The sequence below is a fragment of the Plantactinospora sp. KBS50 genome (assembly GCF_002285795.1).
GTDB lineage: Bacteria > Actinomycetota > Actinomycetes > Mycobacteriales > Micromonosporaceae > KBS50.
The window spans coordinates 736,849-761,902 of the sequence record NZ_CP022961.1 but is presented as its reverse complement, the minus strand read 5'-3'; the positions used below and the strand labels follow the sequence as shown (position 1 = coordinate 761,902).

Annotated in this window: 21 protein-coding genes and 1 pseudogene; 6 read left to right on the top strand and 16 right to left on the bottom strand. The window is 73.8% G+C overall.

Going from position 1 to position 25,054, the window contains the following annotated elements; all coding sequences use genetic code 11:
• Nucleotides 1-7 precede the first annotated feature (7 nt).
• Together CIK06_RS03445 and CIK06_RS03440 are read left to right on the top strand one after the other, a co-directional pair.
• Nucleotides 8-427 (top strand): annotated as a pseudogene (locus tag CIK06_RS03445) (transposase family protein); the annotation flags it as partial.
• 12 nt (nucleotides 428-439) lie between these two features.
• Complete coding sequence (locus CIK06_RS03440; RefSeq protein ID WP_095563593.1) at nucleotides 440-853, top strand: hypothetical protein; 414 nt, start codon at nucleotides 440-442, stop codon at nucleotides 851-853.
• A gap of 311 nt (nucleotides 854-1,164) precedes the next feature.
• Here CIK06_RS03440 and CIK06_RS29100 read toward each other — a convergent pair whose 3' ends face one another.
• The 4 genes from CIK06_RS29100 to CIK06_RS03420 form a co-directional block, all read right to left on the bottom strand.
• The gene (locus tag CIK06_RS29100; protein WP_157756590.1) at nucleotides 1,165-1,308 is read right to left on the bottom strand and encodes a hypothetical protein; all 144 of its coding nucleotides are present in this window, start codon (nucleotides 1,306-1,308) and stop codon (nucleotides 1,165-1,167) included.
• Nucleotides 1,309-1,703: 395 nt separating this feature from the next.
• Nucleotides 1,704-3,200 (bottom strand): S8 family serine peptidase, encoded by a 1,497-nt coding sequence (locus CIK06_RS03430; RefSeq protein WP_157756588.1) that lies wholly within the window; start codon nucleotides 3,198-3,200, stop codon nucleotides 1,704-1,706.
• Between the two features lie 100 nt (nucleotides 3,201-3,300).
• Entirely contained in the window at nucleotides 3,301-4,140 is an 840-nt protein-coding gene (locus CIK06_RS30545) for a zf-HC2 domain-containing protein (RefSeq protein ID WP_095563590.1), read from the bottom strand.
• 177 nt (nucleotides 4,141-4,317) lie between these two features.
• The gene (locus CIK06_RS03420; protein WP_095563589.1) at nucleotides 4,318-4,896 is read right to left on the bottom strand and encodes a sigma-70 family RNA polymerase sigma factor; all 579 of its coding nucleotides are present in this window, start codon (nucleotides 4,894-4,896) and stop codon (nucleotides 4,318-4,320) included.
• A gap of 141 nt (nucleotides 4,897-5,037) precedes the next feature.
• Here CIK06_RS03420 and CIK06_RS03415 point away from each other — a divergent pair, with 141 nt between their 5' ends.
• Nucleotides 5,038-5,526, top strand: coding sequence for a DUF4913 domain-containing protein (locus CIK06_RS03415; RefSeq protein WP_095563588.1), 489 nt, complete (start codon nucleotides 5,038-5,040; stop codon nucleotides 5,524-5,526).
• Nucleotides 5,527-5,566: 40 nt separating this feature from the next.
• Here CIK06_RS03415 and CIK06_RS03410 read toward each other — a convergent pair whose 3' ends face one another.
• Nucleotides 5,567-6,463 (bottom strand): hypothetical protein, encoded by an 897-nt coding sequence (locus CIK06_RS03410; RefSeq protein WP_157756587.1) that lies wholly within the window; start codon nucleotides 6,461-6,463, stop codon nucleotides 5,567-5,569.
• Nucleotides 6,464-6,666: 203 nt separating this feature from the next.
• Nucleotides 6,667-7,230, bottom strand: coding sequence for a DUF6668 family protein (locus CIK06_RS03405; protein WP_232533992.1), 564 nt, complete (start codon nucleotides 7,228-7,230; stop codon nucleotides 6,667-6,669).
• 353 nt (nucleotides 7,231-7,583) lie between these two features.
• Between CIK06_RS03405 and CIK06_RS03400 the strand changes: the two genes are divergently transcribed.
• Entirely contained in the window at nucleotides 7,584-9,044 is a 1,461-nt protein-coding gene (locus CIK06_RS03400) for a glycoside hydrolase family 19 protein (protein ID WP_095563586.1), read from the top strand.
• Between the two features lie 66 nt (nucleotides 9,045-9,110).
• On the opposite strand, the gene CIK06_RS03395 is transcribed toward CIK06_RS03400, so the two are convergent.
• The 10 genes from CIK06_RS03395 to CIK06_RS03350 form a co-directional block, all read right to left on the bottom strand.
• A complete protein-coding gene (locus CIK06_RS03395; RefSeq protein WP_095563585.1) occupies nucleotides 9,111-10,892 on the bottom strand; it encodes a type IV secretory system conjugative DNA transfer family protein in 1,782 nt (593 codons plus the stop codon).
• Nucleotides 10,889-12,730 carry an ATP/GTP-binding protein gene (locus CIK06_RS03390; RefSeq protein WP_232533991.1) on the bottom strand — a complete coding sequence of 614 codons (1,842 nt, stop codon included), beginning with the start codon at nucleotides 12,728-12,730 and terminating at the stop codon, nucleotides 10,889-10,891. Before CIK06_RS03390 ends, CIK06_RS03395 begins: the two co-directional genes overlap by 4 nt.
• The gene (locus tag CIK06_RS03385; protein ID WP_095563584.1) at nucleotides 12,727-14,220 is read right to left on the bottom strand and encodes an SCO6880 family protein; all 1,494 of its coding nucleotides are present in this window, start codon (nucleotides 14,218-14,220) and stop codon (nucleotides 12,727-12,729) included. Before CIK06_RS03385 ends, CIK06_RS03390 begins: the two co-directional genes overlap by 4 nt.
• Before the next feature lie 128 nt (nucleotides 14,221-14,348).
• The gene (locus tag CIK06_RS03380; protein WP_095563583.1) at nucleotides 14,349-15,488 is read right to left on the bottom strand and encodes a hypothetical protein; all 1,140 of its coding nucleotides are present in this window, start codon (nucleotides 15,486-15,488) and stop codon (nucleotides 14,349-14,351) included.
• A gap of 1 nt (nucleotide 15,489) precedes the next feature.
• Nucleotides 15,490-15,981, bottom strand: a complete 492-nt coding sequence (locus CIK06_RS03375; protein WP_198348093.1) for a hypothetical protein — start codon at nucleotides 15,979-15,981, stop codon at nucleotides 15,490-15,492.
• Nucleotides 15,982-16,293: 312 nt separating this feature from the next.
• A complete protein-coding gene (locus tag CIK06_RS03370; protein ID WP_198348092.1) occupies nucleotides 16,294-16,605 on the bottom strand; it encodes a hypothetical protein in 312 nt (103 codons plus the stop codon).
• A gap of 86 nt (nucleotides 16,606-16,691) precedes the next feature.
• Nucleotides 16,692-17,336, bottom strand: coding sequence for a hypothetical protein (locus CIK06_RS29800; protein ID WP_198348091.1), 645 nt, complete (start codon nucleotides 17,334-17,336; stop codon nucleotides 16,692-16,694).
• A 335-nt stretch (nucleotides 17,337-17,671) separates the two neighbouring features.
• Nucleotides 17,672-19,327, bottom strand: coding sequence for a beta-1,3-glucanase family protein (locus CIK06_RS30540; protein WP_157756586.1), 1,656 nt, complete (start codon nucleotides 19,325-19,327; stop codon nucleotides 17,672-17,674).
• A 120-nt stretch (nucleotides 19,328-19,447) separates the two neighbouring features.
• Nucleotides 19,448-20,308, bottom strand: a complete 861-nt coding sequence (locus tag CIK06_RS29790) for a zf-HC2 domain-containing protein (RefSeq protein WP_095563582.1) — start codon at nucleotides 20,306-20,308, stop codon at nucleotides 19,448-19,450.
• A gap of 84 nt (nucleotides 20,309-20,392) precedes the next feature.
• On the bottom strand, nucleotides 20,393-20,950 hold the full coding sequence (locus tag CIK06_RS03350; RefSeq protein WP_232533990.1) for a sigma-70 family RNA polymerase sigma factor: 558 nt from the start codon (nucleotides 20,948-20,950) through the stop codon (nucleotides 20,393-20,395).
• A 345-nt stretch (nucleotides 20,951-21,295) separates the two neighbouring features.
• Here CIK06_RS03350 and CIK06_RS03345 point away from each other — a divergent pair, with 345 nt between their 5' ends.
• The gene (locus tag CIK06_RS03345) at nucleotides 21,296-22,927 is read left to right on the top strand and encodes an RICIN domain-containing protein (protein ID WP_232533989.1); all 1,632 of its coding nucleotides are present in this window, start codon (nucleotides 21,296-21,298) and stop codon (nucleotides 22,925-22,927) included.
• Between the two features lie 8 nt (nucleotides 22,928-22,935).
• A complete protein-coding gene (locus CIK06_RS03340; protein WP_157756585.1) occupies nucleotides 22,936-24,990 on the top strand; it encodes a hypothetical protein in 2,055 nt (684 codons plus the stop codon).
• The last annotated feature ends 64 nt before the right edge of the window (nucleotides 24,991-25,054 follow it).

Below are 25,054 nucleotides of genomic sequence, written 5' to 3'. Positions count from 1 at the left end.
GGGCATCAAGCACAAACGTCACGGCGTGAACGTGCAGGTCATCGCGGATGCGGCAGGGCGTCTCGTCTGGGCATCGGCCGCGCTGCCCGGTTCAACGCATGACCTGACCGCCGCCCGCACCCACGACATCATCGAAGCCTTGACCAGCGCCGACGTGATGACCTTCGCGGACAAGGGCTACCAGGGCGCCCGCGGCAGCCTGCGCACCCCGTTCAAGCGGCGCCGCTTCCGGCCGAAGCTGTCACGCCGGCAGAAGGCGGTCAACCGGGCGCACGCGAAGATCCGCGCCCGCGGTGAGCGCGCGATCGCCACGCTCAAGACCTGGAAGATCCTGGTCAAGCTGCGCTGCTGCCCACGCCGCGCCACCGCGATCGTGCAGGCCATCCTCGTCCTGCACCACGTCGAAGCCGCCCGCTACGCAGGATGAAAAAGGCTCACTGTGAACGTCGCACGCCGTCTGTTCGCCAGTGGTGACGACTACTTTCGAAACTCCGACTTCTCCACGTGGACGGGGGATGTCGACCGGGAGGTCCGCCGGCACCTGGACAGTACGTACCTTCCCTTGGCCACGGCTTCTGTCCCGACCGACCGGCTGGCGACCGTCCTGGATGCGATGCGCCCCACTGGATACTGGACGCTTCTCGGCAGGGACGTCGACCTGGTCCGAGGGCTGGCGTTGATGGGTCTGGGTACCTCAATCGGTGCGGTGCAGCCATTTCTACGCAAGCGCTTCGCGGATCACGGCATCGACTTCGACGCGGTAATCCCTCGTCTGCTCGATGTGGCATCCACCACCGGCGCCTTTCGGATGTGGTACGACGACGACCACGATGAGTATTTCTGCCTGATCTGAACCACCAGCAAGAACAGCACATGGGGCGGGTCGCACCCATGACTTCGACGTGGTGAAGGCTCCGCGCGAAGGCCGCGAGGTCCAGGCCAAAGGCCGACCAGCCCTGGCCGGTGTCCGGTCGGGCTTCGGCGCCATCTATCCACCGGCAGATCGACCAGGGAAAGAGGAAGGCCAGGGGAAGGCGTGCCGGCATGTACGGGCTCGGGGACGGAACACGTCAGAAACGGCGCCAAGCGGGGAAGCCATTCTCCAGCCCTCGGGATCACGCCTGAGCGGGTCGGCGCCGCCTCCGGCGGGTGGTCCGGTCGGGTTCACCGGTTGTGGTCCGGAGGTCCGGCGTCCTCGTCCGGGTCGTCCGCCTCGCTGCCCGGTCGCCGGTAGCCGTCGGTCCAGTGGGTCTCGGTGCCGGCCAGGGCGGTGGCCGCCCGCAGCGCCGACGCCGACGGGACGGGCATCGCCAGCGACCGCAGTGGCGGCGGGACGGTCGGCGGCGCGGGTGGTGGCGGCGGGATGCTCGACGCCGGCGGCCCGAGCGTCGGCGAGCCCGGCCGCCGACCCGGCGGCGCAGCCGGCGCAGCCGGCGCAGCCGGCGGAGGCGGCGGAGGCGGCGGAGGCGGAGGCGGCGGAGGCGGAGGCGGCGGAGGCGGAGGCGGCGGAGGCGGTGACAGGGGAGGCAGGGCCGTCGACAGCGCCGTACGGGCCGGTGGCGGCGGTTCCAGGGGTGTCCCCGAGCGCTCGGCAGGACCGTCCGGCGAGACGTAATCCGACGAGGCGTACTCGGGCGAGCCGTAATCCGACCAGTCGTCCTCCGGTTCGATCTCCCGGCGCCGCGACCGCCGCAGATGCCGAATCACCAGGTACGCGCCGGCACCGGCCACGGGAAGGAGCAGGAGCAGGGCCAGCAGTCGCCCCCGCGGCCGGAGCCGGCCGGTACCGGTTCGGTCACCGCGGCCGGTGGCACGCTGTCGGCGGCCTGCCCGGGCGTGGGGCTCGCGCTCGGCGCGGCCGACGGCGGCAGGACCGACCCGCTCGGGTTGATGATGCCCCAGCCCGATTGTGGGTCCGGCACCTGAACCGGGCCGACCGGATCCGCGGTGGCCCGTACCCGATGGCCCACCTCGGCGGCGCTCAGCTTGGGATCGGCGGCCCGGATCAGCGCCGCCTCGCCCGCGACGAAGGCGACCGCGAGATGCGTGCCGGTGCCGGTGACCGGGCCGGTGCCGCCGGTGCCGAGGCTGTTCACCTCAGCTCCGGGGGCGAGTACGTCGACGCTGCCCGCCCGGTACCCGGCGAGTTGCCGACCGTCGGCGCCCACCCCGGCCACCCGCAGCAGCGCCTCGGCCGGCAGGGCCGCCGGTTCGGCCGAGCCGGTGGCACCGGTGCCGGCCGCCGAGGGCGCCGGGAACGCACCGGCTGCCGCCGACCCGAGGGCGGCGGTGGGCGCGTCGGACGTCGCGGGCGCCGGCACGACCACCACCACGTTGTGGTCCAGGGCGGCGGCGACGGCACCGGCGACCGCGCCGTCGGTGGTGTCGACGTACCGGCCGAGCGCGATGACCGTGGCGCGGGCCGCGACGGCCGCCTCGATGGCCGCCGCCTGCCGGGCGGCCGGGACGGTGGGTTCGGCTTCCAGCACCCGGATCGGCAGCACCGTGGCGGCGGGGGCGACGCCGGCCAGCGCGCCGTCCTCCGCCGGCTGGGCGGCCACGATGGCGGCCATCGCCGTACCGGTGCCCAGACAGTCGGCGTCCCTCCGGCCCGGCCCGGCCACCAGATCCGTTCCGGGCCGGACGTGGCCGCGCAGCTGCGGTACGGCGGCGTCCACCCCGGAGTCGACGATCGCGACGAGTTGGTCCCCGCCGCGGCTGCTCGGCCAGGCGCGCTGCGCGGCGAGCCGGTCGCGCGCCCAGTCCGGCCCCGGCCGCACGGGCTCCCCGGCGGGGCACCGGGCCGACGTGCTGGGGCTGGGGTTGGGGCCGGCGCTGGCCGTCGGGGTGGCGTCGCGGGGCGGGGAGGCGCTCGGCTTCGGTCTGGCCGAGGTTTCCGGCAGGGTGCCGTACCGGACGCCCGGCCCGGCGGCGTCCCACGGCAGCACCAGCAGCCAGCCGGTGTGCAGTGTCGCCGGGTCGTTGAGGCTCGCCCCGTCCGGCTGCGGGCGACCGGCGTTCAGGTCGTAGATCTCGCCGGCCCGTTCGCCGCTGCCGAGCAGCCGCAGGGATATCTCGGTAAGCGTCTCCGGCGTGTCGTCGTGGGCGGCGGCGACGCGGTAGTACTTGACGTATCCGCCGGCTGCGGCCGGCGCGGCCGGTACCGCCACGATCAACAGTACCGCCAGGGCGAGAGCCACGCGGTTGGTCCAAGACATCGGTGTCCTCTCCTCGCTCCGGCGCCGGCCACAGGACGGTTCGGTGACGCTCGCGGTTCACGTCCGGTGGCACCGGTCGGGGTCAGCCGCCCGGTGTGCCGCCGGCGCCGGACCGCAGCAGATACGCCGAGACGATCGGGGTGTCGTCCGCCAGCGTGATCGTGAAGAAGGAGAGTTCCGGCGACGCCGCCGGCAGCTCGCCGGAGACGTCGTCCGGCGAGCCGGCGCTGGTCCAGGCGGTGACCAGCCGGGTCCCGCCATCCGCGGCCACGGCGTAGAGCCGGTACGGGGTGCCGGCGCGCAGGCCGGTCACCGTGGCCCGCACGTCCGCGGTGCCGTCCGGGCGTTCGCTGATCCGCACCGAGACCGACGCGCCGGTCGCGGCGTCCACTCCGGCCGCGGCCGGCGCGATTCCGCCGGGCCGATCGCCCGGACCACCCAGGCCGGGTACGAGCAGCACCCCCGCGAGGACGAGCCCCGCCACGGCGAGGGCGGCGAGGCCGACCAGACCGCGGGTACGCCGGTGCGAGCGGCCGGCGCCGGGACGACGGACAAGCCGATTCGCAGCGGCGCCCGTGCCGGTTCCGGCGCCGGGCGCGACCCCCGGACCGGGCCTGGCCCGGTGCTGACCGGCCGGCGCCGGCCGGCCGGCGAGTCCGCCGGGGAGTCCGCCGGCCCGGACGTGCCTCGTTCGCCCGCCCGGACGGCGGTGGACGCCGAACTCCTGGACGATCTGCCGGCGGTCCTCCTCCGTCAGCACGGTGAACGCCGCGACGACCTCGGCCAGCACGTCGGCCTCGTCCTGGCAGCGCGCACAGCCGGCGAGGTGCCGCTCCACCCGCTCGCGTTCTTCTCCGGTGAGCGCGCCGAGGACGTACAGCCCCAGGTCGAGCCCGTGTTCGGCCGTGCCGGAGCCCTCCACGACGTCGCCTCCTCACCCGTCCCGGCGTGCCGGGATCCCGCCCGCCCGGCGTACCCCGGGGTGTGGTCGTTGGAACGGACCCGGAGGCCGCCTGGTTCGCGCGGTGGGCCGGAAGATTACGGCCGGATTGCCGGCGGATGGAATCGGCGCCGGGCCGGCGCCGGCCGCGGACCGGTCTCAGCGGCGTACCGGCGCCGCCCGGCCGGCGATGAAACCCCGCTCCACCAGCGCCTCCCGCAGGGCCTTCAGCGCGTAGTAGGTCCGCGACTTGACGGTGCCCGGCGGTACGTCCAGCAGTTCGGCGGCCTCGGCGGTCGAATACTCCTGGAAGTAGACGGCCACCAGGACGGTTCGCAGCCGCTCCGGCATCGCCCGCAGCGCCGCCCGTACCTCCCGCGCGTCCAGGAGCCGGTCGATGGTCTCGTCCCGCTCGCCGTACGCGTCGATCCGCTCGTCCGGAAGCTCGGGCGGCCGGGAGCCGATGGCCCGAAGCTGGTCGATCGCGATGCGCCGGGCGACCGTGAAGAGCCAGGCGCGGCTCCACTGGCCGCTGTCCGCGCGGGCCTCCGGGTGGCTCCACGCCCGGATCAGGGTCTCCTGGACGATGTCCTCGGCCCGGTGCTGGTCGCCGTTGGTCAGCCGGAGCAGGTAGTGCAGCAGTGCCGGGGCGTGCCGCTCCTGCAACTGCCGCAGCGCGTCGTCGAGCTCGGAAGGGTCGTTTCCGGCGCTCGCCGGGTTCTCCACAGCCGGGTCCATGGCCTCCTTACGCAACCCCCGGCCGCGGAGTTCACCGCGGTCCGGTGAATTTCGGCGCGGCCGGCCCGAGGCGGTGAACCGCCGGGGGTCGTGGCTCGTCCTGTGCGCATCGATCAACGGGACGAGAGGAGTTGGTCGGAGATGACCCACGCGGTGGAGCACGCCGGCCCGGCCGACCGGCCGACCGACGAGCCGGCGGTACCGGCGGCGCCGCACGTTCCCGGCCCGGACACGCAGGATCCGCAGACGCCGGATCCGGAGGCGCCGCCCGGGACCAGATTCATCCTGTACCTCGACGACGACGAGCAGGACGATGAGGTGGCCCGGCTCAGCACCTGGGTACGTCACCTGCTGCTGCCCGTCTACGGCCGGGAGACCGGTTCGACGTCGCCGTGGTGCCCACAGTGGTGGGAGCACCCGGAGGCGGTCGCCCAGCTCTACGGGCTGTGGATGGCCTGGACCGAGCTGACCGGCCCGGGTTCCCCGATGACCGGGCCGGCGAACTGGCACCGGGACTACCTCGGCCCGGTGATGGGTTCGCTGCGCGACCCGGCCGGCCCGTTCGCCGGTTGCAAGCCGGGGATGCACCGCGACAAGGAGGCTCCGGCGGCCGAGGAGTATCCGGGCTGAGCGGCCGCTGGGCCCGACCCTCCGGCCGGGCCCAGCGCGCTCAGCGGCGGCGCTGCTGCTGGCTGCTGCCCTGGCCGGTGCTGCCCTGGCTGCTGCCGGCCACCCAGGTCGCGGCGGGATTCTGCTGGTAGCCGTATCCCCCCTGGTAGCTCACGGAACTGGACCGGCCCGCGGCGGCGGGACGGCTCTGGTCCTGCTGCGGCCGCTGCGCGGCGGCCTGCTTCGCCGTCGCCTTCTTGTCCACCTTCTCGTAGAACTTGGTCAACGCGGTTCGGACCGACGACGGAGTCCGGTTCCAGTTGTTCAGATCGGTGATCTCGGCCCGGTGTTCGATCAGGAAGTGCTTCCCGGTCTTCCCCGGGTCGTCACGCCCGGTGTTGACACTCTTGACCGCCGCGGCCGCGCCGCTGATGAGGCTGCCGGCGAAGGCGATGTCCGTTCGCCCGGCGGCCAGCGCCGAGGCCGCGGTGATCACGCCGCCGGCGAAGTTGACCAGGTTTCCCACCAGTTGCACGGAGGGTTTGCTTGTCGTGCTCGTGAACCGGGAGACGTTCTCCGCAGGCAGGCCACGCTCCGGGTCGACCTGCCCCTTCTGCATCGCCTTGCGCGCCTCTTCGTAGGTCGTGTAGAGGGAGCCCACGGCGGTCATCAGCCCGCCGGCGCCCTGCACGTACGAGGCGGCCTCGGCGTAGCCCGGCGCGGCGCCCTTCAGCCCGGCGCCGATGAGGCTGGTCACCGCACCGGCCGATTCCAGCCAGTAGAACGCATTTTTTCCGAACCGGGCCAGTACCATTCCGTTCGACGTGTCGGCCACCACGTCCGCACCCGGCACATCGGACAGCGACACCGAATCGGTGGAATCGTTCGAACCGGTCGGCGACGGCGACGCAAAATGCTCGTGGATCGGTTGCAGCGGTTGGCTGGTGTTCAGTGGCACCAGGGGCATGGTGGTGGACCTGTTCGGGAATCCCGGCCTGCCCAGCGGCTGTGGACCTTCCAGGTCGGACGGTTCCGAGCGCCGACGCATTCCACTCTGGTCGTACGGGTAATCCGTCACGGCTCATTCCTTTCCGGCGCGGCGATTGTCGACGCCATCAGAACGGCCGACCCGTGGTCGAGGTTCACGCCCAGGGCAGCGAATTATCCAAGGGTCCCGTCCGGGTGCGCGCCGACCAGTTGGCCGAGCCGCACGAGTTGGCGGGGAATTGCCCTCGCGGTCCTGCCGGAGCGCCATTCCGCAATCCACGGGATCCGGCAGACCGGCGCGACGGAGCGCAGTACCCGTACCCGGCTGTGCAGGGCGATCGGCAGCCGTCCCGGTGCGTCCGCGACAAGCACCAGCGCCACCAGCCGCATGCCGGGCGGATGCCGGCCCTCCCGCATCGCGTTCAGTGCCCGGGACGCCGCCCGCATTCCGGCGGCGTGCGTCCGGGCCACCAGCAGCACCCGGGCCGGCTCGCCGTCGGCCGGTTCCGGCCACCGGCAACCGGCGTCGAGCCCGCCCAGCACCGTGGCGAGGGTGGTGGTGCCGGCCCCGCCGTGCGCGGCGACCCAGCAGAAGCCGGCGTCCGACAGGGTCGTCGTGGTCGTCCTGCGCCGGTGCCGGGCCGCCCGGCGTACGCCGGTGGTGTCGGTCGGGCTGTCGGCCGCCGCGCCGCCGGTCCCGGTCGGGCTGCGCCGTTCCGACGTCGCTCGCAGGCTCACCGTGTTCCTCCTCCGTACAGAACTGGCAGACCCGGAGTCCCTGAGAGGGACCGGCAACAGGACTGGCGGGGCTGCGGCGCGCCCTGGCGCTTCGCCCGGCGGCGTTGTCGTCGTCGGCCGTGCAACACCGGCATGGCCTCCTCCTCCGCCCTGCCGCCTCGGTCAGAACCCGCCTCGCCTCCACCGCCCCATTGCCGGTCCCTCTAAGACGACGGGCCGGGCGCGTCGGTTCACCGATTGAGCCGGCCTCGGCGCCGGGGACTGAACCGGAACGGCCGCCGATCCGTCCGTATGGCGCAGCCGGCGCGACCGCGCCGGGCGCCACCACGAACGGCCCGGCGAGCGAGGTACGGATGAAGATCGGAAAGCTGATCGCCGCGCGGCAGGCGGAGAAGTCGGTGCTGAATCTGAACGCGACCCACCTCGTGCTGGCGCTGATCGGCCTCATCGGGTTCGGCCCGCTGGTGGCACTCGCCCTCGTCGCGCTGGTGGTGGTCATCGCCGTGCTGCTCGTGCTCGGCGCCGCCTCTTCCTCCGACGCCGGCCCGGTCGACCCGTCGGCGTCTGCGATCCCGGCGGACGTGCTCACGGCGATGACCGGCGACGGCAAGGGCACCTTCGCCGAACACCTGGTGCCGCGGCCGGACGCCGTCGAACCGATCAAGGATGCGGCCACGGAGTGCGACCTGATCAGCCCGGCGATCCTGGCGGCGCAGATCGAGGTCGAGTCGGGTTTCGACGCGGGCAAGATCGGACCGGACGGCCGGGAGGGCATCTCCCAGGTGCCGCAGGCCGCCTTCACCAAGCTCGGCGAGGACGACGACGGCAACGGCCAGATCTCCGCATTGGACGTCTCCGACTCGATCCACGCCCAGGCGCGGTACCTCTGTGCACTGGCCACCGAGATCGGGAAGCTGCTCGACGACGGAACGATCGTCGGTGACCGGCTCAGCCTGACGCTGCTGGCGTACCGGGCCGGCCTGGACGCCGTCACCCGGGCCGGCGGGATGAAGGCCGTCGACCCGGGCAGCTACCCGTTCCAGGTCCGGGCGCTGTTCCGCAAGTACCTGACCGACGCACCGGAGGCCTCGGCGAGCGCGCCCGGCGCGAGTCCGTCCGGCGCGAGTCCGACCGGCGCCGACCCGACCGGCGCCAGCCCGCAGGTCGTCGCCAGGCAGCGGATCGACGAGGAGGACGGGGTGGGGTTGACCGTCGCGGAGTTCGAGCGGATGTTCCCGTCCCGGAACAGCTTCTACACCTATCAGGGGCTGGTCGAGGCGATGAGCCGGTTCCCGGCGTTCGCCGGCGCCGGTGACCCGGCGGTCCGGCGGCGGGAACTCGCGGCCTTCCTGGCGAACGTCGACCACGAGTCCGGCGGACTCGTCTACGTCGAGGAGGTCAACCGGTCGCTGTGGGGAAACTACTGCGACGCGGCGCAGCCGTACGGGTGTCCGGCCGGGCAGACCGCGTACCACGGGCGCGGCCCGATCCAGTTGAGCTGGAACACCAACTACAAGGCCGCGGGCGACGCGATCGGGATCGACCTGCTGAACGACCCCGACCGGGTGCGGCGGGAGCCGGCGGTGGCCTGGCAGACCGCACTGTGGTTCTGGATGACGCAGACCGGCGCCGGCACGATGACCCCGCATGCGGCGATCACCGGCACCGGTGGCTTCGGGGAGACCATCCGCAGCATCAACGGTGCCCTGGAGTGCAACGGCGGCAACACCGCCCAGGTGCGCAGCCGGATCGACTCCTACCAGCGGTTCGCGGCGGCTCTCGGTGTCGACCCGGGCGACCACCTCGACTGCTGACGCCGGGATCCGGGCCGGACTGCTCTACCCGGGATCCCGGGTAGAGCAGTCCGGCGGTACCGGCGGTCAGAACTCGGGGCGCACCCATTCGCGCTGGCCGGCCCGGGCCTCCCAGCTCGCCGCGGCGCGTTCGGTGATCGCCGCCACCTCGGCCTTGGCGGCCGCGGAGATGCGTCCGGCGTCCGGCTCCCGGTACCAGGGGCGCAACCGGATGAGCGCCGGCCGCACGCCGGTGGCCAGCAACAGCGCCGTCCCCTTGGGCAGGGCCCGGATCCGGTCGGCGGGCAGCACCTGCTCCTGCCGGTACGACACCGACCGGGAGGAACCGTCCCGGCTGTTGGTGAAGCTGGGCGTTCGCACGTCGTGCTGGCCCACCAGCCGGGAGACCCGGTCGACGAAGTCGGCGTCGTCCAGCCCGGCGCCGAGCAGCTTGATGGTGGCGGCGCTCCACAGCGCGTCCATGCCCGCCTCACCCCAGACCCGGGCGCCCTGCCGGTAGCTCTGCAGCAGCGTCACCACGTTGATGCCGCGGGAGCCGAGGTGGCTGTAGAGGTCGGGCAGGTCGCTGATCCGGCAGACGTTCGCCGCCTCGTCCAGCACCGCCGTCATCGGCGGGTCCAGCCGGCCGCCCATCCGCTCGGCCGCCACCACCCCGGCCCGCATGGTGGCGTCGGCGAGCCCGGCGATGACGCCCGCGGCCGATCCGCCGCCGTCCTTGGAGAGCAGGTAGAGGGTGTCCCGGCCGAGCACGTGCCGGTCGGGGATGAACTCGGGCCGGGTGTGGTCCGGGCTGACCCAGGCGACCGTCTCCGGGTCCAGCAGGCACGCCACGCACTGCCGTGCGGTCTCGTAGATGCCGTCCCGGGTTTCCACCGCGCCCCGGATGGTGCCCTGCAACTGCTCGGCCATGGCCGGCATGCCCACCTGGCGGAGCAGGTCGACCGGGGTGCGGTCGGCCGGGTCGGCGAGCCAGCCGAGCAGTTCGGGCACCCGCGTCCCGGTGCGGGAGGCGGCCAGGAACAGCGCGGTCAGGGTGTTCTGCGCGGCGGCGATCCAAAAGTCCTTCTTGGACGAGTCGTCGTTGACCGAGCCGACGAAGTGCCCGGCCAGTCGCCGGGCGCCCTCGATGGTGCCGCAGCCGGCCAGCATGTCCCACCACATCTCCCGGGGGGTGTGCGCGATGCCCTGCGGGTCAAAGGTCCACACCCGGCCCACCCGCATCCGCTCCCGGCGGGTCACCGTGAAGACGTCCGACTTGTTGGAGGTCAGCAGGACCGGACCGGGCGCCCGCAGCACCCGCGGCACCGCGATGCCGGTGGACTTGCCGGCGCGCGGGGCCATCAGGTCCAGTTCCACGTCCTCGAACGAGGACCGCAGTTCGGGTCCGGCCGGTTCGAGGTCGCCGAGCAGGTTGCCGGTGTCGTCGGGTCGCAACTGCCGGACGCCGCGCAGCGAGGGCCGCAACTCCCGGGCCCGCACCCCGACACCCTTGGGCATCATGCCGGCCAGATCGGCCCGGCCGGCCAGCCCGGTCGGCCGGTTCGTCAGCCGCCGGTGGACGGCCCGGCCGCCCAGCACCGCGAGCACCGCGGTCAGCACGAAGGTCGCCGCGATCGCTCCGTAGAGGACGGACGACGAGGCGCCCGGCCAGACCTCGACGGCCGAGCCGGTGACGATCTTGACGTACCGGTCGAGGGTGAACGGCGGCGGGTGCCAGCCGTTGCCGGTCATCGCCATGCCGACCGTGCCGCCGAGCCAGCTCAGGCCGAACAGGGCGAGGTTCAGCAGCGCGAGCGCCGGAATCAGCCAGGGCAGGATGTCGCCCCCGGCGCCGCCCCGGGGGCTCATCCGCGCCGCCCGGCCTCGGGCGCCGCGCCGGCGTCAAGGTCCCCGTCCGGTACGTCGCCGGCGGCGACCCCCATGGGTACGTCGCCGGCGGCGACCCCGATCGGTACGTCGCCGGCGGCGATGGCGTCGGCCTGCGCGGCGCGGAGCGCGGCGACCCGGTCGGCCCCGCCCTCGACCACCCACCGGGTGTTGGTGTCGTGCAGCCGGCGTTCGGTCTCGGTGATCGCCACCTGGATGGGGATGCCGGGCCGACCACCCACCTTGATCAGGAACCGGCCCCGGCCGGGCGGCTCCTCGTGCTCGCCGTCCTGGGCCCAGCCCGGCGGCGACGACCACGACGAGACCAGTTCGATCTCCCGCTGGGACAGGCCGACGACCTTGCCCAGTTCGCGCATCTCGGCGCGGGGCAGGCCGGCGCAGGCCACCATGCCGGCCCGTTCCACGAAGCCGCGCGCCTTGGCCTTGTCGGCCTCGCTGCCCAGCGCCTCGGCGTCCTTCAGGGTGTGCGTGATCTTGGCGTCGGCCAGCCCGAGGGTCCGGTTGAGCCGGGTCAGCGCGTCGATCCGGTCCACCATGCCGGAGGCGGCCCGCATCGGTCGCCACAGCTCGTCCAGGATGGTGAAGAACCACCGGCGCGGTGCGTGGCCGGCGTCGGCCAACGCGTGCGCCGCGGCGACCGTACCGAGGCCGTCGGACCAGGCGGCCAGCATGGCCGCCGCGGTCAGTTGCCCGTCGGCCTCGCCGATGCGGGAGATGTCGACGCAGACCGCGGTGGCGTTCGGGTCGATGTGGGTGGACGTGGCGGAGGCGAACGTGTCACCGAGCGGACCGTCGAGAAACCCCAGCAGCGACCGGTGCAGCGGGTCCACCGCGTCCCGGTACCGCGATTCCTGGCCCCGGTCGAGGGTGACCTGCCGGACCTGCGCCGGACCCTCGTCGATGACCTGGAGCAGGTCGGTCAGCCGTGGGCTGCGGCCCGGCGGGGTCCGTTCCCGCAGGAACCGCAGGCAGGCCGACAGCACCGCCTGCTCGTGGTCGGAGATGTTCTGCCCGCGCACGATGGTCAGCAGGGCCGCCACCATGTTGAGCACCCGGCCGTGCGTCTCGGCGGACAGCACCTGCCCGGCCTCGCCGCCGATCCGGGCCGCGGCGGCGCCCATCGCACCCGGGTCGAGGATGTTCAGCCCGCCCATCCCCCGCGCGATGGAGATGACCTGCCCGCCCAGCGCCCGTACCGTGTCGGCGTAGTCGGGTTTGAGGTCGCCGAGCACCAGCGGCACCACGCCCTGCGTGCTCAACCCGATGAGCATCCGGTTGATAAGCGTCGACTTGCCCAGACCCGGCATGCCGAGCATGAACAGCGACGGGTTGGAGATGTAGCGCGCCCGGGTGAACCAGTTGAGCGGGTCACCGCAGACCGTGGCGCCCGTCGCCAGGTGCTGACCCAGCGGCACACCCACCATCGGCGCCCCGGAGCCGGAGGCGAACGGCCACAGCCCGCACGCCTGCACGGTGGTGGCCCGCCAGAGGCTCGGCGGGTCGAGGCTGGCCACCCGACCGCCGCCGGCTTCCGGGCAGCCGCGGTGCGGCACCGCGGCGTCCCGGTTGGCCCTGGCCAGCCGCTGCTGCTGCCGCTGCTCGACCGCCTCCAGCCGGGCTCGCCGGCCGCGTGCCCGGCGTTCCCGGCGGGTGCGCGGCGGGCCGTCCGCCGGCGGGTCGACCGGCGGTACGGCCAGCCCGGTGAGCGCGGTGGCGTCGCCCGACGCACCCCGCTCCCAGCCGGCGCCCAGGTCCAGCGCCCGAAGCCGGGCGCCGGTCCCACTTCCGGTTCCGGTCACAACGCCTCCTGTAGCTCGTGCGGGATCATCGCCTGCTCCCAGGGCAGGATCCCGACCGGCAGCGCGCAGCTGAACGCCGCGGCCTGCATCCGGTCGGCGGGGCGCATCTCCAGGCGGGCGGCGCCGACCAGGTTGCGGACCGTCGCGTTGGCGTCGGCGACCTCGGCGGCGGTGTCCACGGTGACGGTCACGACCATGGAGAACTCGACCAGACCGGCGCCGGCCGCTTCCTCGGAGGCGGTCTGCTCGGCGGCCCGGACCTCCGAGGCGGCCCGGGCGCGGACCATCCCGCGGGTGGAGGTCGCCATGAACTGCGCGGCCCGGCGGTCCGCCTCGACGATCCGCGCGCTGGTGGCGGGGTCGATCGGGCGGTAGATGAGGGCGACCCGCTTGCGCCTGATGGTCGGCGTCGGTTCGAGCAGGCTCCGCAGCACGTTCGCGCGCACCGTGCCGCGCGGGGCGAGGGTGAGCAGCCAACTGCGGGACACCCCGGAGTCGTGCTGGTAGGCGGTGACGGTCTCCACGGCGGCGGCCGGTCCGGCGTCCGCCCAGCGCAGCCCGGTACCGCCGGGCCGGGACCGGGCGTCGAGGACGTCCGCCGCGACGGCCGGGTCGTACGCCACCCGGACGACCTCGGCGATCCGCTCGGCGGACAGCGGCTCGGCGAAGCCGCCACCGGCCTCGACCAGCCCGGCCAGCAGGCCGGGCAGCCGCAGCGCCAGCTCGGTCAGCACGTCGTCCGGGTCGCGCCGGTCACCCCCGGGGATCCCGTAGGTGAGGGTCACGTACGTGTTCATCTCGGAGGACGCCGACGGGTAGCTGTCGACGACCTCCTCCAGCACGGCCCGCGCGGCCGGCGGCGCCGTCGGGGTGATCCGGGTGAGCACCTCGCCCGCCAGTCGGGTGCCGGGATCCGGCGCGGTCTCGACGACCACGGACGCGCCCCGCAGGCCCGGTTCGTGAGCGAGCCGGGCGAGCCAGTCACCCCACATCGCCACCCAGATGTCCACCTGGTCGGGGTCGACGAGCGAGCCGCCGTCCGGCTCGCAGCCGAGCACCACCGTGAACAGGTTGCGGTGCCGGTGGTGCAGCACCCCGAACGGACGGTCGTACGGGTCGCGACCCTCCATCATCCGGGCCCGGCTGAGCAGGCCGGGCGGCCGGAACCGGCCGCCGGGGCGCGCCGAGAGCGGCCCCGAGACGTACAGGTGCTGCCGCCGGGACCGGCGGCGTGACCAGCCGATCCGCAGTGACATGAGGTGATAGACGTTCCGGCCGTCCTGGGTGCGGATGGCCAGTGGCACCACCAACGCCGCGATCGGCGCGCCGATCACCAGGGCTGCCTGCAACGACAGCAGCGAGGCCAGCAGCACCACCACCAGCCCGCCGAACACCCCTACCGTGCCGATCAGGCCGAAGGATCCGAGGCCGGCCTTGCGGGGCCGGCGCCAGTTGCCGTACGTCGGTGTCTTGATCGCTTCCGCGGTCATCCGGCTCGTGCCCCTTCGTCCCGGTGCCGGTCGTCGCCCCGCACGTCTCGGTGCCGGTCGTCGCCCCGCACGTCTCGGTGCCGGTCGTCGCCCCGCACGTCTCGGTGCTGGTCGTCGTCGTGCACGTCTCAGTGCTGGTTGTCGTCGTGCACGCCGGGCAACGCGCTGGACGCCACGTTGCCGAGGTTCCTGGCCGCGGTGGAGGTTGCCCGGCCCGCGCCCCGGGCGGTCTTCTCCACGGCCGCCACGCCGAGCCCGGCCGCCGCCCGGCCCAACGACCGGCGGCCCGAGGAGCCGGCGGAACCCGCGGCGCCGCTCGCTCCGCTCGGTCCCGACTGCCCGCGTACCGAACGGGTGGCCCGGCCCCAGGCCGGCGCCATCACGGCGCCGGTGGCGGCCGCGGCGCCGGCCGCCGCGCCCGAGGCGGCGCCGAGGGCGCCGTCGGAGGACCCGAGCGCCGCCGCCGCGGGCACGATCAGCCGCAGCAGCGCCGGCAACGCGACGGCCGACAGCAGCAGTACGCCGCAGCCGGCGATCTTCTGCTGGCTGGCGCTCGCCCCGGTGGAGTTGATCATCACGGCGCCCGCGTACAGCACCAGCCCGGTCGCCGGCTTGAACACCAGCCAGGCCACCATCCAGGCCAGGTGCTTACGCCACCAGCCGGTGCCCCACTCGGTCATCGACGCCGCCGCGGCCAGCGGCAGGGTGCCGGAGAGCACCACCATCACGCCGAGCCGGATGTAGAGCAGGATGATGTGGATGATCCCGGCGATGATCAACAGGATGCCGATGATGATCAGCAGGAAGGCCGTGAGGCTGTCCGTGCCGCACGCCGCGATCGTCTTGAGCTGTTCCTTGACGCCGGACTCGTAGAGATGCCTGGTGTAGTTGTCGGCAAGCGTCGCGAGCTGGTTGAGCACGTACGTCGCGGCGCCGGCCACCAGGATCATCCGGACGATGCCCTTGACCGCCGTCGCGCCGGCCTGACCACGCCGTTCCAGCGCCATCCGGGCGGCGGCGAACAGCAGGGACGCCACCGCGAGCAGGATCACCAGCCAGTTGATCTGTAGGCCGATCTTGCTGTTCACCGAGGCGTCGGCGAGGGTGGGGATGTCCGTGGCGATGTCGGCGAACAGCCCGACCGCCGCCTTCAGGATCGCGGTGGCGATGTCGCTGAGTATGCCGTCGATGCCCTGGCTGAACAGCTTGTCGAGCTGGCCGAAGGCGCCGAAGTAGTCGACGGCGTCGCCGGTGCCGCAGGTGGCCATCTCACACCGCCCACAGCACGAAGCCGGTGGCGTCCGGTACCGGGGTCACCGGCGTGTGCAGGTCGCCGCCGGCCAGCGGACGCAGCTTCCAGTCCCCGCCCTGCCACTGCACCGTGTAGTCGGTCACCCCGTACGTCGCCGGCACCTGCCGGATCAGCAACCGGACGGTGGCCAGGTCCGACGCGTACGACATCAGCAGGAACCCGGCAAGCGAGTTGGCGGTGTACCGGACCGGGGCGTCCTGTTGGGACGAGCGCATCGCCACGAAGATGTCCCGGTCGATGCCCGGCACGACCTGCTGCGCGGTGACCGACCGCCACTCGGCCCCGCTCATGTGCCGGGGTATGACGTTCGCCGCCATCACCGCGCCCATGGGCGTGTGCGCGAAGCACCACTGCACGGCTCCGGTGGTGCGCAGCGGCCCGGCCGACGCCGACAGCGGCACCCCCGCGCCGTTGAGCTGCCGCCAGGTCACGTCGGCCGGCGGACGCACCGGGGTGCCCTGGTCGGCGTCGTCCGTGCGGCAGTCGCCCGGCCGGTCGCTCTCGGCACCGAGCCGCTGCGACAGCGGCCCGGCGTTCGCCGACCCGCCGGCGCCGGGCGCCGGGTCCGGACCCCGTGCACCACGGCGATCAGCCCCGCGCAGAGCACGAACACGAGGAAGCCCGCGGACAGTTGCCACCCCCGTTGACGCCAGAACGGCCGGTCGTCCTCGGCGCCCGAGGTCAGTCGGTACCTCATCAGCGCGTTCCCTTCGCAAACCGACCGCGCCGCCGCCCCGGTCCGGGCCGCGGGGCCGTCGGGATCAACCGGTGAAAACGAATGACACGAGCGGCCCGGCCACGGCGACCAGGATGCAGCCGCCGAGCACCAGGCCGAGCCGGCTCATGTGCTCGGAGCTTTCGCCCCGGCGGTGCGAGATGGCCATCATCGTGCCGGTGATCAGGACTCCCGCCACGCCCGCCGCGGTGCCCGCCCAGGCGATGAGGTTGAGCGCCACGGTGACCTTGCCGGTCAGCTCGGTGGGAGCGTGGCCGCCCGGGTCCGGCATGGGTACACCGCTCGGGGCGGGAGTCGGCGCGAGCCGCAGGGCCGCGGCGTAGATGGACAGCAACATGGTTTCTCCAACCACGGTCACAACGGAGTTCGGAACGGCTTGGATGCCGTACCGGGGGTGTACGGAAATTGCTGACGAGGGGCGGGTCAGTAAATGCTGAGGAACTGAACTATCGGCCCGGCGGTGGCGCCGAGCACGCAGGCACCACCGACGATGAGCAGGCCGCGGGAATGCTCGCTGAACTCACCCGGATCGCCGCGGCGAAACTGCAAGGCCATGTTCATGCCGACCACGAGCAGTCCGGCCACCGCCGCGGCCGAGACGGTCCAGGCGAGCAGGTTGAGCAGCGCCATGCCCGGATCGTTCGGATCGTTGACGTTGATGGCGAACGGCGACATCGGCGATTCGGAGAACGCCACCGGCACCCCGGTCGGGGTGTTGCAGCGCAGCGGGGCCGAGAAGAGGCTCCCGGTCACCGTGCACTGGGTCGCCCCGGTGATGTCCTTGTCGTTGTGCGTGTGCTCGCCGAAGATCTCGAAGTCCAGGTAGAGATGGTCACCCGGCTTCCCGTCGACCCAGAGGGTCGCCGTCTGTCGCACGTGCAGCACCGGCGAGCAACTCCGGTCGCTGCCCCGGGGGTACGTCATGGACGTGTCGGTCTTGATGCACCACTGGGTGTCGGCGAGCATCTGGTTGTCGACGTCCAGCTTGACCTGCCCCTCGTGGTCCCGGGCGATCGCCGGGCCGCAGGCGAGGACCGGCAGGCCGAGGGCAAGCAGGACGCCGGACACGGCGGCCAGCCACCGGGCGCGGCGCCCGGTCGGTCCGGTCCGCCGCGGCGGCCCGGCAATTGCCACCACCCCGGCCGGCCGGTCGCCGGAATTCGCATGCGGAACGGAATCCGCGATGACTGCTTTTCGCGGCACCATCGCACTCCCCTCACCGGACGGCCGGGCTGAATCGTCGACCGACGTCCCTTTCACAATGGACGTCGTATCGTTTGTCAGCTCCTAGACGGACGCCCGGCCGCGCCGGTTCACGGTGCCGCGGATTTTGTTCCGGCGTCCCGTTTTCGACGTCCCTTTTCCGGGTCCCCGGTTACCGCGCCGAGACCTCAGAGGGTGTTTCAACGCCGGAACGTGAGCCAGCTGATGTTCACGTACTCCTGCGGCTGGCCGCTGGTGAAGGTCAGGTAGACGTCGTGTACCCCGGTGACCGGCGCCAGGTTGCCCGGAACCTCGCGCCAGGACTGCCATCCTCCGGTGTCGGCCACCGCCACGGTGCCGGCCGGCTGGTTGCCGGGCCCGTCGAGGCGCACCTCGACCAGGCCGGACACCCCGGGCGGGGCGCCGGAGGCCGTCCGGATCACGAACTGGTTGGCCGGAGCGGCGGTGCCGAAGTCGACGGCGGCGTAGCGTACCCAGTCGCCGTTGGCGATGAACCCGATGTGCCGGCCGCCCCCGGTGGTGGCCTCGGTCTGGATGCCCGACTGGTCGGCGAAGCCGTCGGCGGCGATCCGCGCGTACGCGTCCCGGCCGGCCGGGGGCGCCGCGGGGGCGGACGCCGGGGCCGGGGCCGCGGCGGACGCCGGCGGCGGGTCAGCGGGCCGGCCGGCCGGGGTGCCGAACGGCGTCAGGGTGATCTCCAGGTGCGTGGGCTGGTGGTCCTCGATGTACGCGGCGGCGCCGGTGACGTCGTCGAACGGGAACCCGTACGCGCGGTGGTCGGCCGTGGCCTCGTGCAGGATCCGGGCATAGTGGTTGGTGACCGGTTGCCGGTAGAAGGCGGCGGCGTCGGTGACCGGCTGGTCCGGCCGGTCGAGCACGGACCGGTTGAACCCGGCGCCGAGCACCGCGGCCACCGGCCCGCTCACCCCGTCGTTCGGTGCCAGCAGCGCCCCGTCGCAGAAGAAGACGTCCTGGGTGGTGGGCCGGGCGAAGCTGCCGGCCCCGTTGTCGAACGCCAGCCGCCCGCTCCCGTCGACCCGGCCGGTGCAGGTGCCGTTGTTGGCGCTCACCCGCAGGGACTCGCTGGAGTAACGGCTCCAGATCTCCTCGATGTAGCCGTCGAAGTACGTCGGGGAGAAGAGGCCGGCGCCGATCCCGTGGCCGGGTGCGATGGCCCGGATCCGGTCCCCGACGACCAGCCGCTCGAAGCCGGGCTGCGCGGCCAGCGCGGTGAAGATGGCGTCCCGGCCGCCGTCCACCAGTTTCCCGGTGACCGCCTCCCCCGCCCCGGTGAGCCGGGCGGACATCGGGATGCTGAACATGTCCACCATCGTGGTGTTGCAGAACATCCCGGCGTCGTTGTGGGTGAACTCGAAGAAGTCGTGCAAAACCTGGTAGCTCGGATCCGTGGCCAGCCAGCCGACCGGGTACTGCAACGCGGGCCGGCCGGCCGCGTCGACCACGGCCCGGAACGCCAGCTCGCCGTCGATCGCGAAGTAGATCCGGCCGGACATCCTGGGCAGCGTGAACGGCGTCGACCCGGACGGCGAGAGCCGCACGGCGATGTCGAGCGCTCCGTCCGATCCGGCGTCGGCCGCGCCCAGCGGGGTGAAGACCCCGCTGCCCGAGGCATAGCCCTGGTTCCCGGCCGGGTCGGTGCCGACCACGTACATCCGGATCGCCGCGTTCGGGTGGACACCGGTGCTGTTGACGATGGTCACCGGCAGGCCGTCGGCGGCCTCGGCCCGGGAGAACAGCGCGGACGCGACCATCGGTACGCCGATCGCCGCGGCGCCGGCGCCGGCCAGCCCGAGTACGGTCCGTCTGGTCAGCACAGCCGCTCCCGCAAGGTTAGATGGGCCGGGATCCGCAACCCAGTCAACCAGCGGTACGGGTGATCGCGCAGCGTCCTCGTTCCGGTGTCCCGGGCTGGGGATGCGGGAGTTGCCGGCCGCTCAGCGGGTCGGCGGTGCGGCGGACCGGGGCTGCACGGCCGCGGTCACGACCGGTGCGCCGTCGACCGGCCCGACCGTGAAGAACGCCAGCGACTCCACCGGCTCGGTCAGCTCGCCGGTCACCCGCTGGGTTTCGGCTGAGCCGTCCCAGTCGCGCACCACGTGGGTGGCGCCGTCGCGGGTCACCACGTACAACCGGTAGCGGGTCCCGGCGCTCAGACCGGTGATCGTCGCCTCGGCCGTCGAGCCGCGCGGGTTGCCGGTGACCGTGACGGCGAGGCTGACGCCGGGCGCCTCCCCGGTGGCCACGAGCACGGTGCCGGGCGGGCGTACCGGATCGACGCCCTGGACCACAAGCACGACGGCGGCGATGGCCGCGACCGCGGCGGCGGCCGTCGCGGCCCAGGCCACGAGCCTGCCCGGCCGCCGGACCCCGCCGCTGCGGTCACCGCGGCCCGGCGGACGCGGGCGGGGAACCCGCCGGGTCGGCCGGGAGCCCCGGCCGGGCGCCGGACGCGCCGGGCTGGGAGCGGGTGCCGGGCGCGCGCCCGAGGCCGGTCGGCGGTGCTCCGGCGCGGGTGCCGTCGGCTCCGCTCCGGCATCCGCATCAGTGTCCGCGTCCGTCTCCGTCTCCGCATCCGCGTCGGCGTCGGCGTCGGCGATCACCTCGGCCGCCTCGGCCGCGGAGAAGAGCCCGAAGGCGCTGGTGAGCGTGCCCAAGTCGGCCGCCTCGGCCAGGCAGCGGTCACAGCCGGCCAGGTGCCGTTCGAAGGCCGACCGCTCGCCGTCGTCGAGCGCGCCGAGGAGGTACAGCGCGAGTCGCGTCTCCTCGGCCGTGGCGTGTTCAGCGCGCTCGGCCATCCGGCATCCCCTTGCGTGTCGCGTCAAACCTCCGGGCGGCGCGGACCCACCGAAACCCGGCGCGGAGGCCGGAACGGACGCCGGTCACGAGGACTCCATCGAGCCCAGCACCGCGTGCAGCGACCGCACCCCGTAGTACGCCCGGGACTTCACTGTACCTTCGGGTATGCCGAGCCGGGCCGCCGCTTCGGCGGTGGACGAGCCCCGGAAGTACAGCTCGACGAGCACCGCCCGGTGCTCCGGGCTCAGCCGCGCCAGCCCCTGCCGGACCGCCTGCACGGTGACCATCCGGTCGACCGCGTCGCCCCGGGCCGGCAATCGGGTGAGGTCCGGCAGGTTCACCTCGGGCGGTCGCGCCCGACGTGCCCGTGCCGCGTCGATGGCCACGTTCCGGGCCACCGTGTAGAGCCACGCCCCGACCTTCTCGACGTCCTGCGGCAGGGCGTCCAGATTGCGCCAGGCCCGCAGCAGCGTCTCCTGGAGCAGGTCCTCGGCCAGGGCCCGGTCGCCCATGGTCAGCCGGGACAGGAACCCGGACAGTGGACCGGCGTACGTCTCGTGGATGCGCCGGATCCGCTCCTCGGCCAGCGGATCCGCACCGCCGCCGGCCGGGTCGACCGTGCCGTCGGGTACCGCCGTCACCGAACGCCTCCCAGGTCGTCCCGCCGCCCAGCGCATCGACCACCGATATCTCTATCACGAGACGGATCGGAGCGTCCCCGCCGCGGTACGGCGGGTCCCGGTTCGGGGACGTGCCGCCGGCTCCGGCGGCCCGGGGGCCGCCGCCGAACCGTGTTCGAGCGCCGGGCCGGCCGCTACGATCCTTATAGGAGCCGGTAGCCGGGCGTTCGGGTACGCCGTGTCAGCAGCGCCGATCGTCCGGGTACGCCGGGCCGGAAAACTTCATGATCACTTCGCGCACCGTGAACCGCACCGATCCGCCGTCCGTTCACACGTCGAAGTTGCCACGCCGAAGGGACCGGGACCGTGAAAAACATCTCGTTCACTCCCCTCGGCCGGCTGTTCGGCAGCCTGCGGGACCTGACGGCCCGTTGGTTCGGCTGGTTGCCGCGCAGTGCCGCCGCGTCGATCATCGCGGGCCTCGCCGTGCTGTCCGCGGTCGCGGCAACGATCGGCTGGGGGGTGGCGACCGCCCGCAACGACGCCGTTGTCGGGCGGCCCGTCAGCTCGGAACAGATGACCGCCATCGTCGCGGCGGCACGCTCGTGCCCGATGCTCACCCCCGCCCGCGTCGCCGGCCAACTGATGGCCGAGTCCGGCCTGGACAACTCCGCCAGGCACACCGACTCCGGCGGTCGGGGCGTCGCCGGGCTGCGCGACGCCGACTGGAAGACCTGGTCGCCGTGGCCGGACGCCGCGCGGGGTGACAGCTCGGCAAACATTCTCGCGCTGGGCCACCAGATGTGTGACCTGAGCGGCCAGTTGCGACTGTCGAAGATTGAGGGCGACCCGTGGCGGCTGGCCCTGGCCGCCTTCCGGTCGGGGCTGACGGCGGTCAAGAAGGCCGGCACGGTGCCCACGTCGGCCACGAGGTACGTCAACTCGGTCAGCGCCTACGCGGTCTACTACGCCACGCTCCCGGCGTTCGGCGGCAGCGGCGAGCCGCGCCCGACCGCCAGCCCGCCCACCGACGCCCAGCCGCTGCCGGGCCAGTACGTCGACGCGGCGCTCGCGGCCGGCCAGAACTGCCCGCAGGTCACCGCGGTCACGGTGGCAGCCGTGCTGATGGCGGCCTCCGCGTTCGACGCGAACAAGCTCGGCGCGAACGGCGAACAGGGCATCGCCCAGTTCCTGCCCGACGTCTGGCAGCGGTACGCGCCGCCGGGCGCCTCCGCCTGGGACCCCGCCGCCGCCATCCCGGCGGTCGGCACCGCGCTCTGCGGCATGATCACCGAACTGTCCGGCCTGACCGGTGATCCGTACCTGCTCTCCCTCGCGGCCTTCCGGGTCGGCCCGACCTCGGTGCGCCAGTCCGGCGGTAGCCCGGACGCGACGGCGCGGGCCTTCGTCGACCAGGTCAGCGCCTACACGGCGTACTACAGGCTGGACACCCGGCTGACCGCGGCCGGATCGCCGAGCCCCGCACCGTCCACCCCGTCGCCGTCCCCCTCCCGCACGCCCGCGTCGCCGCCGCCGGCCAGCCCGAGCGGCCCGGCGAAGCCGCCGGCCAGCAGCGCGCCCAAGCCGACGCCGGCCAAGACCGAGAAGCCGCTGCCCGGCCGCCCCTTCGTGCAGAAGCAGTCCGGCAAGTGCCTGGACGCGGGACTGGCCACCGACGGCATCCACCTGACGCTGCGGACGTGCAGCAGCGGATCGGCGGCGCAGCGGTGGGACATCCGCGGCGACGGCACCATCCGCTCGGTGCTCACCGGCCTGTGCATGGACGTGGCGAACGGCGACACGACGACCGGCACCCGGATACAGACCGCCTACTGCAGCGGGAACCCCGCCCAGCAGTGGAAGTTCACCGGCAAGGCGATCATCAGCCTGCTGGCGAACAAGTGCGTCGACAGCGTGGGCGCCGTCCCGAGCGAGGGCGCCGAGATCAACATCTGGGAGTACGTCGCCAACCCCAAGCAGACCTGGACGCTCGGGTAGCCGTCGCCATGGGGGCTCGACCTGCGGTCCGGCGGTTCGACGTAACCCAGCACCGCAGGGTGGCCGGGCTGTACGACCTCGTCCTCACCCCGGGGGTGCCGGGCGCCCCCGGGCCGGTCCAGCCGGCCGGGCCGCTGACCGCCGGGCCGCTGACCGCCGGGCACCTGGCCGCCGGGCACCTGGCCGACCTGGTCCGCCGCTCGGCCGACCCGTCCGACGACGTACGGGTGCTGGCCCAGCCCGGCGAGCACAGCGAGGAACTCTTCCGCGAGGTGGCCGGGCTGCTCGACCGCGATGTGCTGATCGCGCCGTCCAGCGCCGACCTGCGGCACCGGCGGTACGGCACGGACGGCGACGGCCTCTTCGACGCGGTCATCCTGGACCGGGCGACCCGGGAACCGGTCGACTGGCTCGTCATCCAGCCGCCCGCGCTGGCGACCCCGCTGCCCGGTTGGTTCGCGGTCGACCGGGGCGTGGTCCGGCCGCGTACCGGAGTGGTGGCGCTGCCCCTGCCGGACGGCCTGGCGCTGGCCACCCGCGCGGACTTCGTGGCCCGCCGGGCGGCGGCGCACCGGCTGCGGACCGGCGCCGCCGGGCTGGCCACCGTCGCCGTCACGGTACGCGCCGGAGCGTTCCTCACCAGCGACTACCGGGGCACCCAGCGGGTCAACTCCGGCCGCCGGCTCGCGGCGATCCTCGCCGACCTGCCGTTGTACGGCGCCGACCTGCGGCTGTGGCTGACCTGGCCGTCCGATCCGGCCGAGCAACGCACGCTGGCGGAGAACCTGGAAGATCTCGCGGACGCGGTCGGTGCGACCGTCTGGACGCCGCCGCCGGGCGGCGCCGTGCAGGTCCTCGACGACGGCCACGACCTGCGGGCCGTGGACCGGGCGGGCGCGCCGGCGGCGTGGCACCGCCACCGGCCCGCCGGCCCCGACCGGAGCCCGGCCTTCCGGTCCGATCCGGCGGGTCGCCTGGTGCCGGCCACCGGCACCGGTACGGCCGCGCGGGTCGTTCCGGCCGGTAGGCCCGACGCGGCCACCCCGACCGGTACGCCCGCAGCGGCGACCCCGGCCGACCCGGTGAGCGCGTCGGAGCGGCCCAGCGTCCTCGTCGAGCCGCGCCGGAGCGCACCGAGCGGCGTACCGTGGCTCGGCCCCGGACAGTGCGTCAACGCCGAGCGGTTCGACCTCTTCGTGGCGTCCACGCGACCGCCCGGAAAGCTGGCCGGCGGCGGGATCCCGAGCCCCGACCTGTTCCTGGTCGGCCGGCTGGAACCCCGGCCGGCCCAGCCGGCCCGCTCCGGGACGTACCTGCTGCGCCTGGCGGTCGACCCGGGCGGCGCCATCCCGATGGCCTCGATCCGGTCGCACGTACCGGCCTATCTGCAGCATCTGCTGGCCGTCAACGACACGTACCTGGTGCCGGCCGGTCGGCTGGACCGGCTCCGGCTGCTGGCCGGGTACCGGCTCACCGGCGCGGGCCGGCTCGAACCCGTCGGCGAGGACCGCGAGGACCCCGAGGACCGCGAAGACGGCGCGGACGGCGCGGACGGCGCGGACGGCGACCGGCCGGTCCGGATCGACTGCGACGGAGCCTGGCACGGCGTGCCGGGCCTGCCCGGTGACGTACGCCGGTGGCCGTCCTCGCGGGTGAGCTGGGCGTTCGCGCTGGTGCCGGCGCGCGGGTCGGCGCCGCCGCGGCGGTGGCTACGGCTCTACCGGCGGCCACCGGCACCGGTGGACGGTCATCTCCTGCTGGAGCTGCGGGTGCCGGCCGGCCGCGCCATCGACGTACCGGCCACCGCCGACGTTCTCGATCGGCTGCCGTCGGTCCGGTCCCGGGCCGGGCAGTTGCGCGCGGCAGGGGTGGCGCTGATCGCGCCGAGCCGCAACTACGACCGGCTCGACGCCCGGCGGGTGTTCGAGGCGGTCGGCCCGGCCTGGCGCCGCCGCCGCGGCACCCCCGGCGGCGCCCTGCCGGCCGTGTGGTCCAAGCTTCAGGCCCGGCCGCGCGTCGACGGCGGGCCGGCCGGGGCCGGGCCGGTGACACCCGGCGGCTGAACCGGACGCGGCGGAGAACCGTAACCTGAGGCACGGCCACGGAATCCACGGCCACGGAATCCTC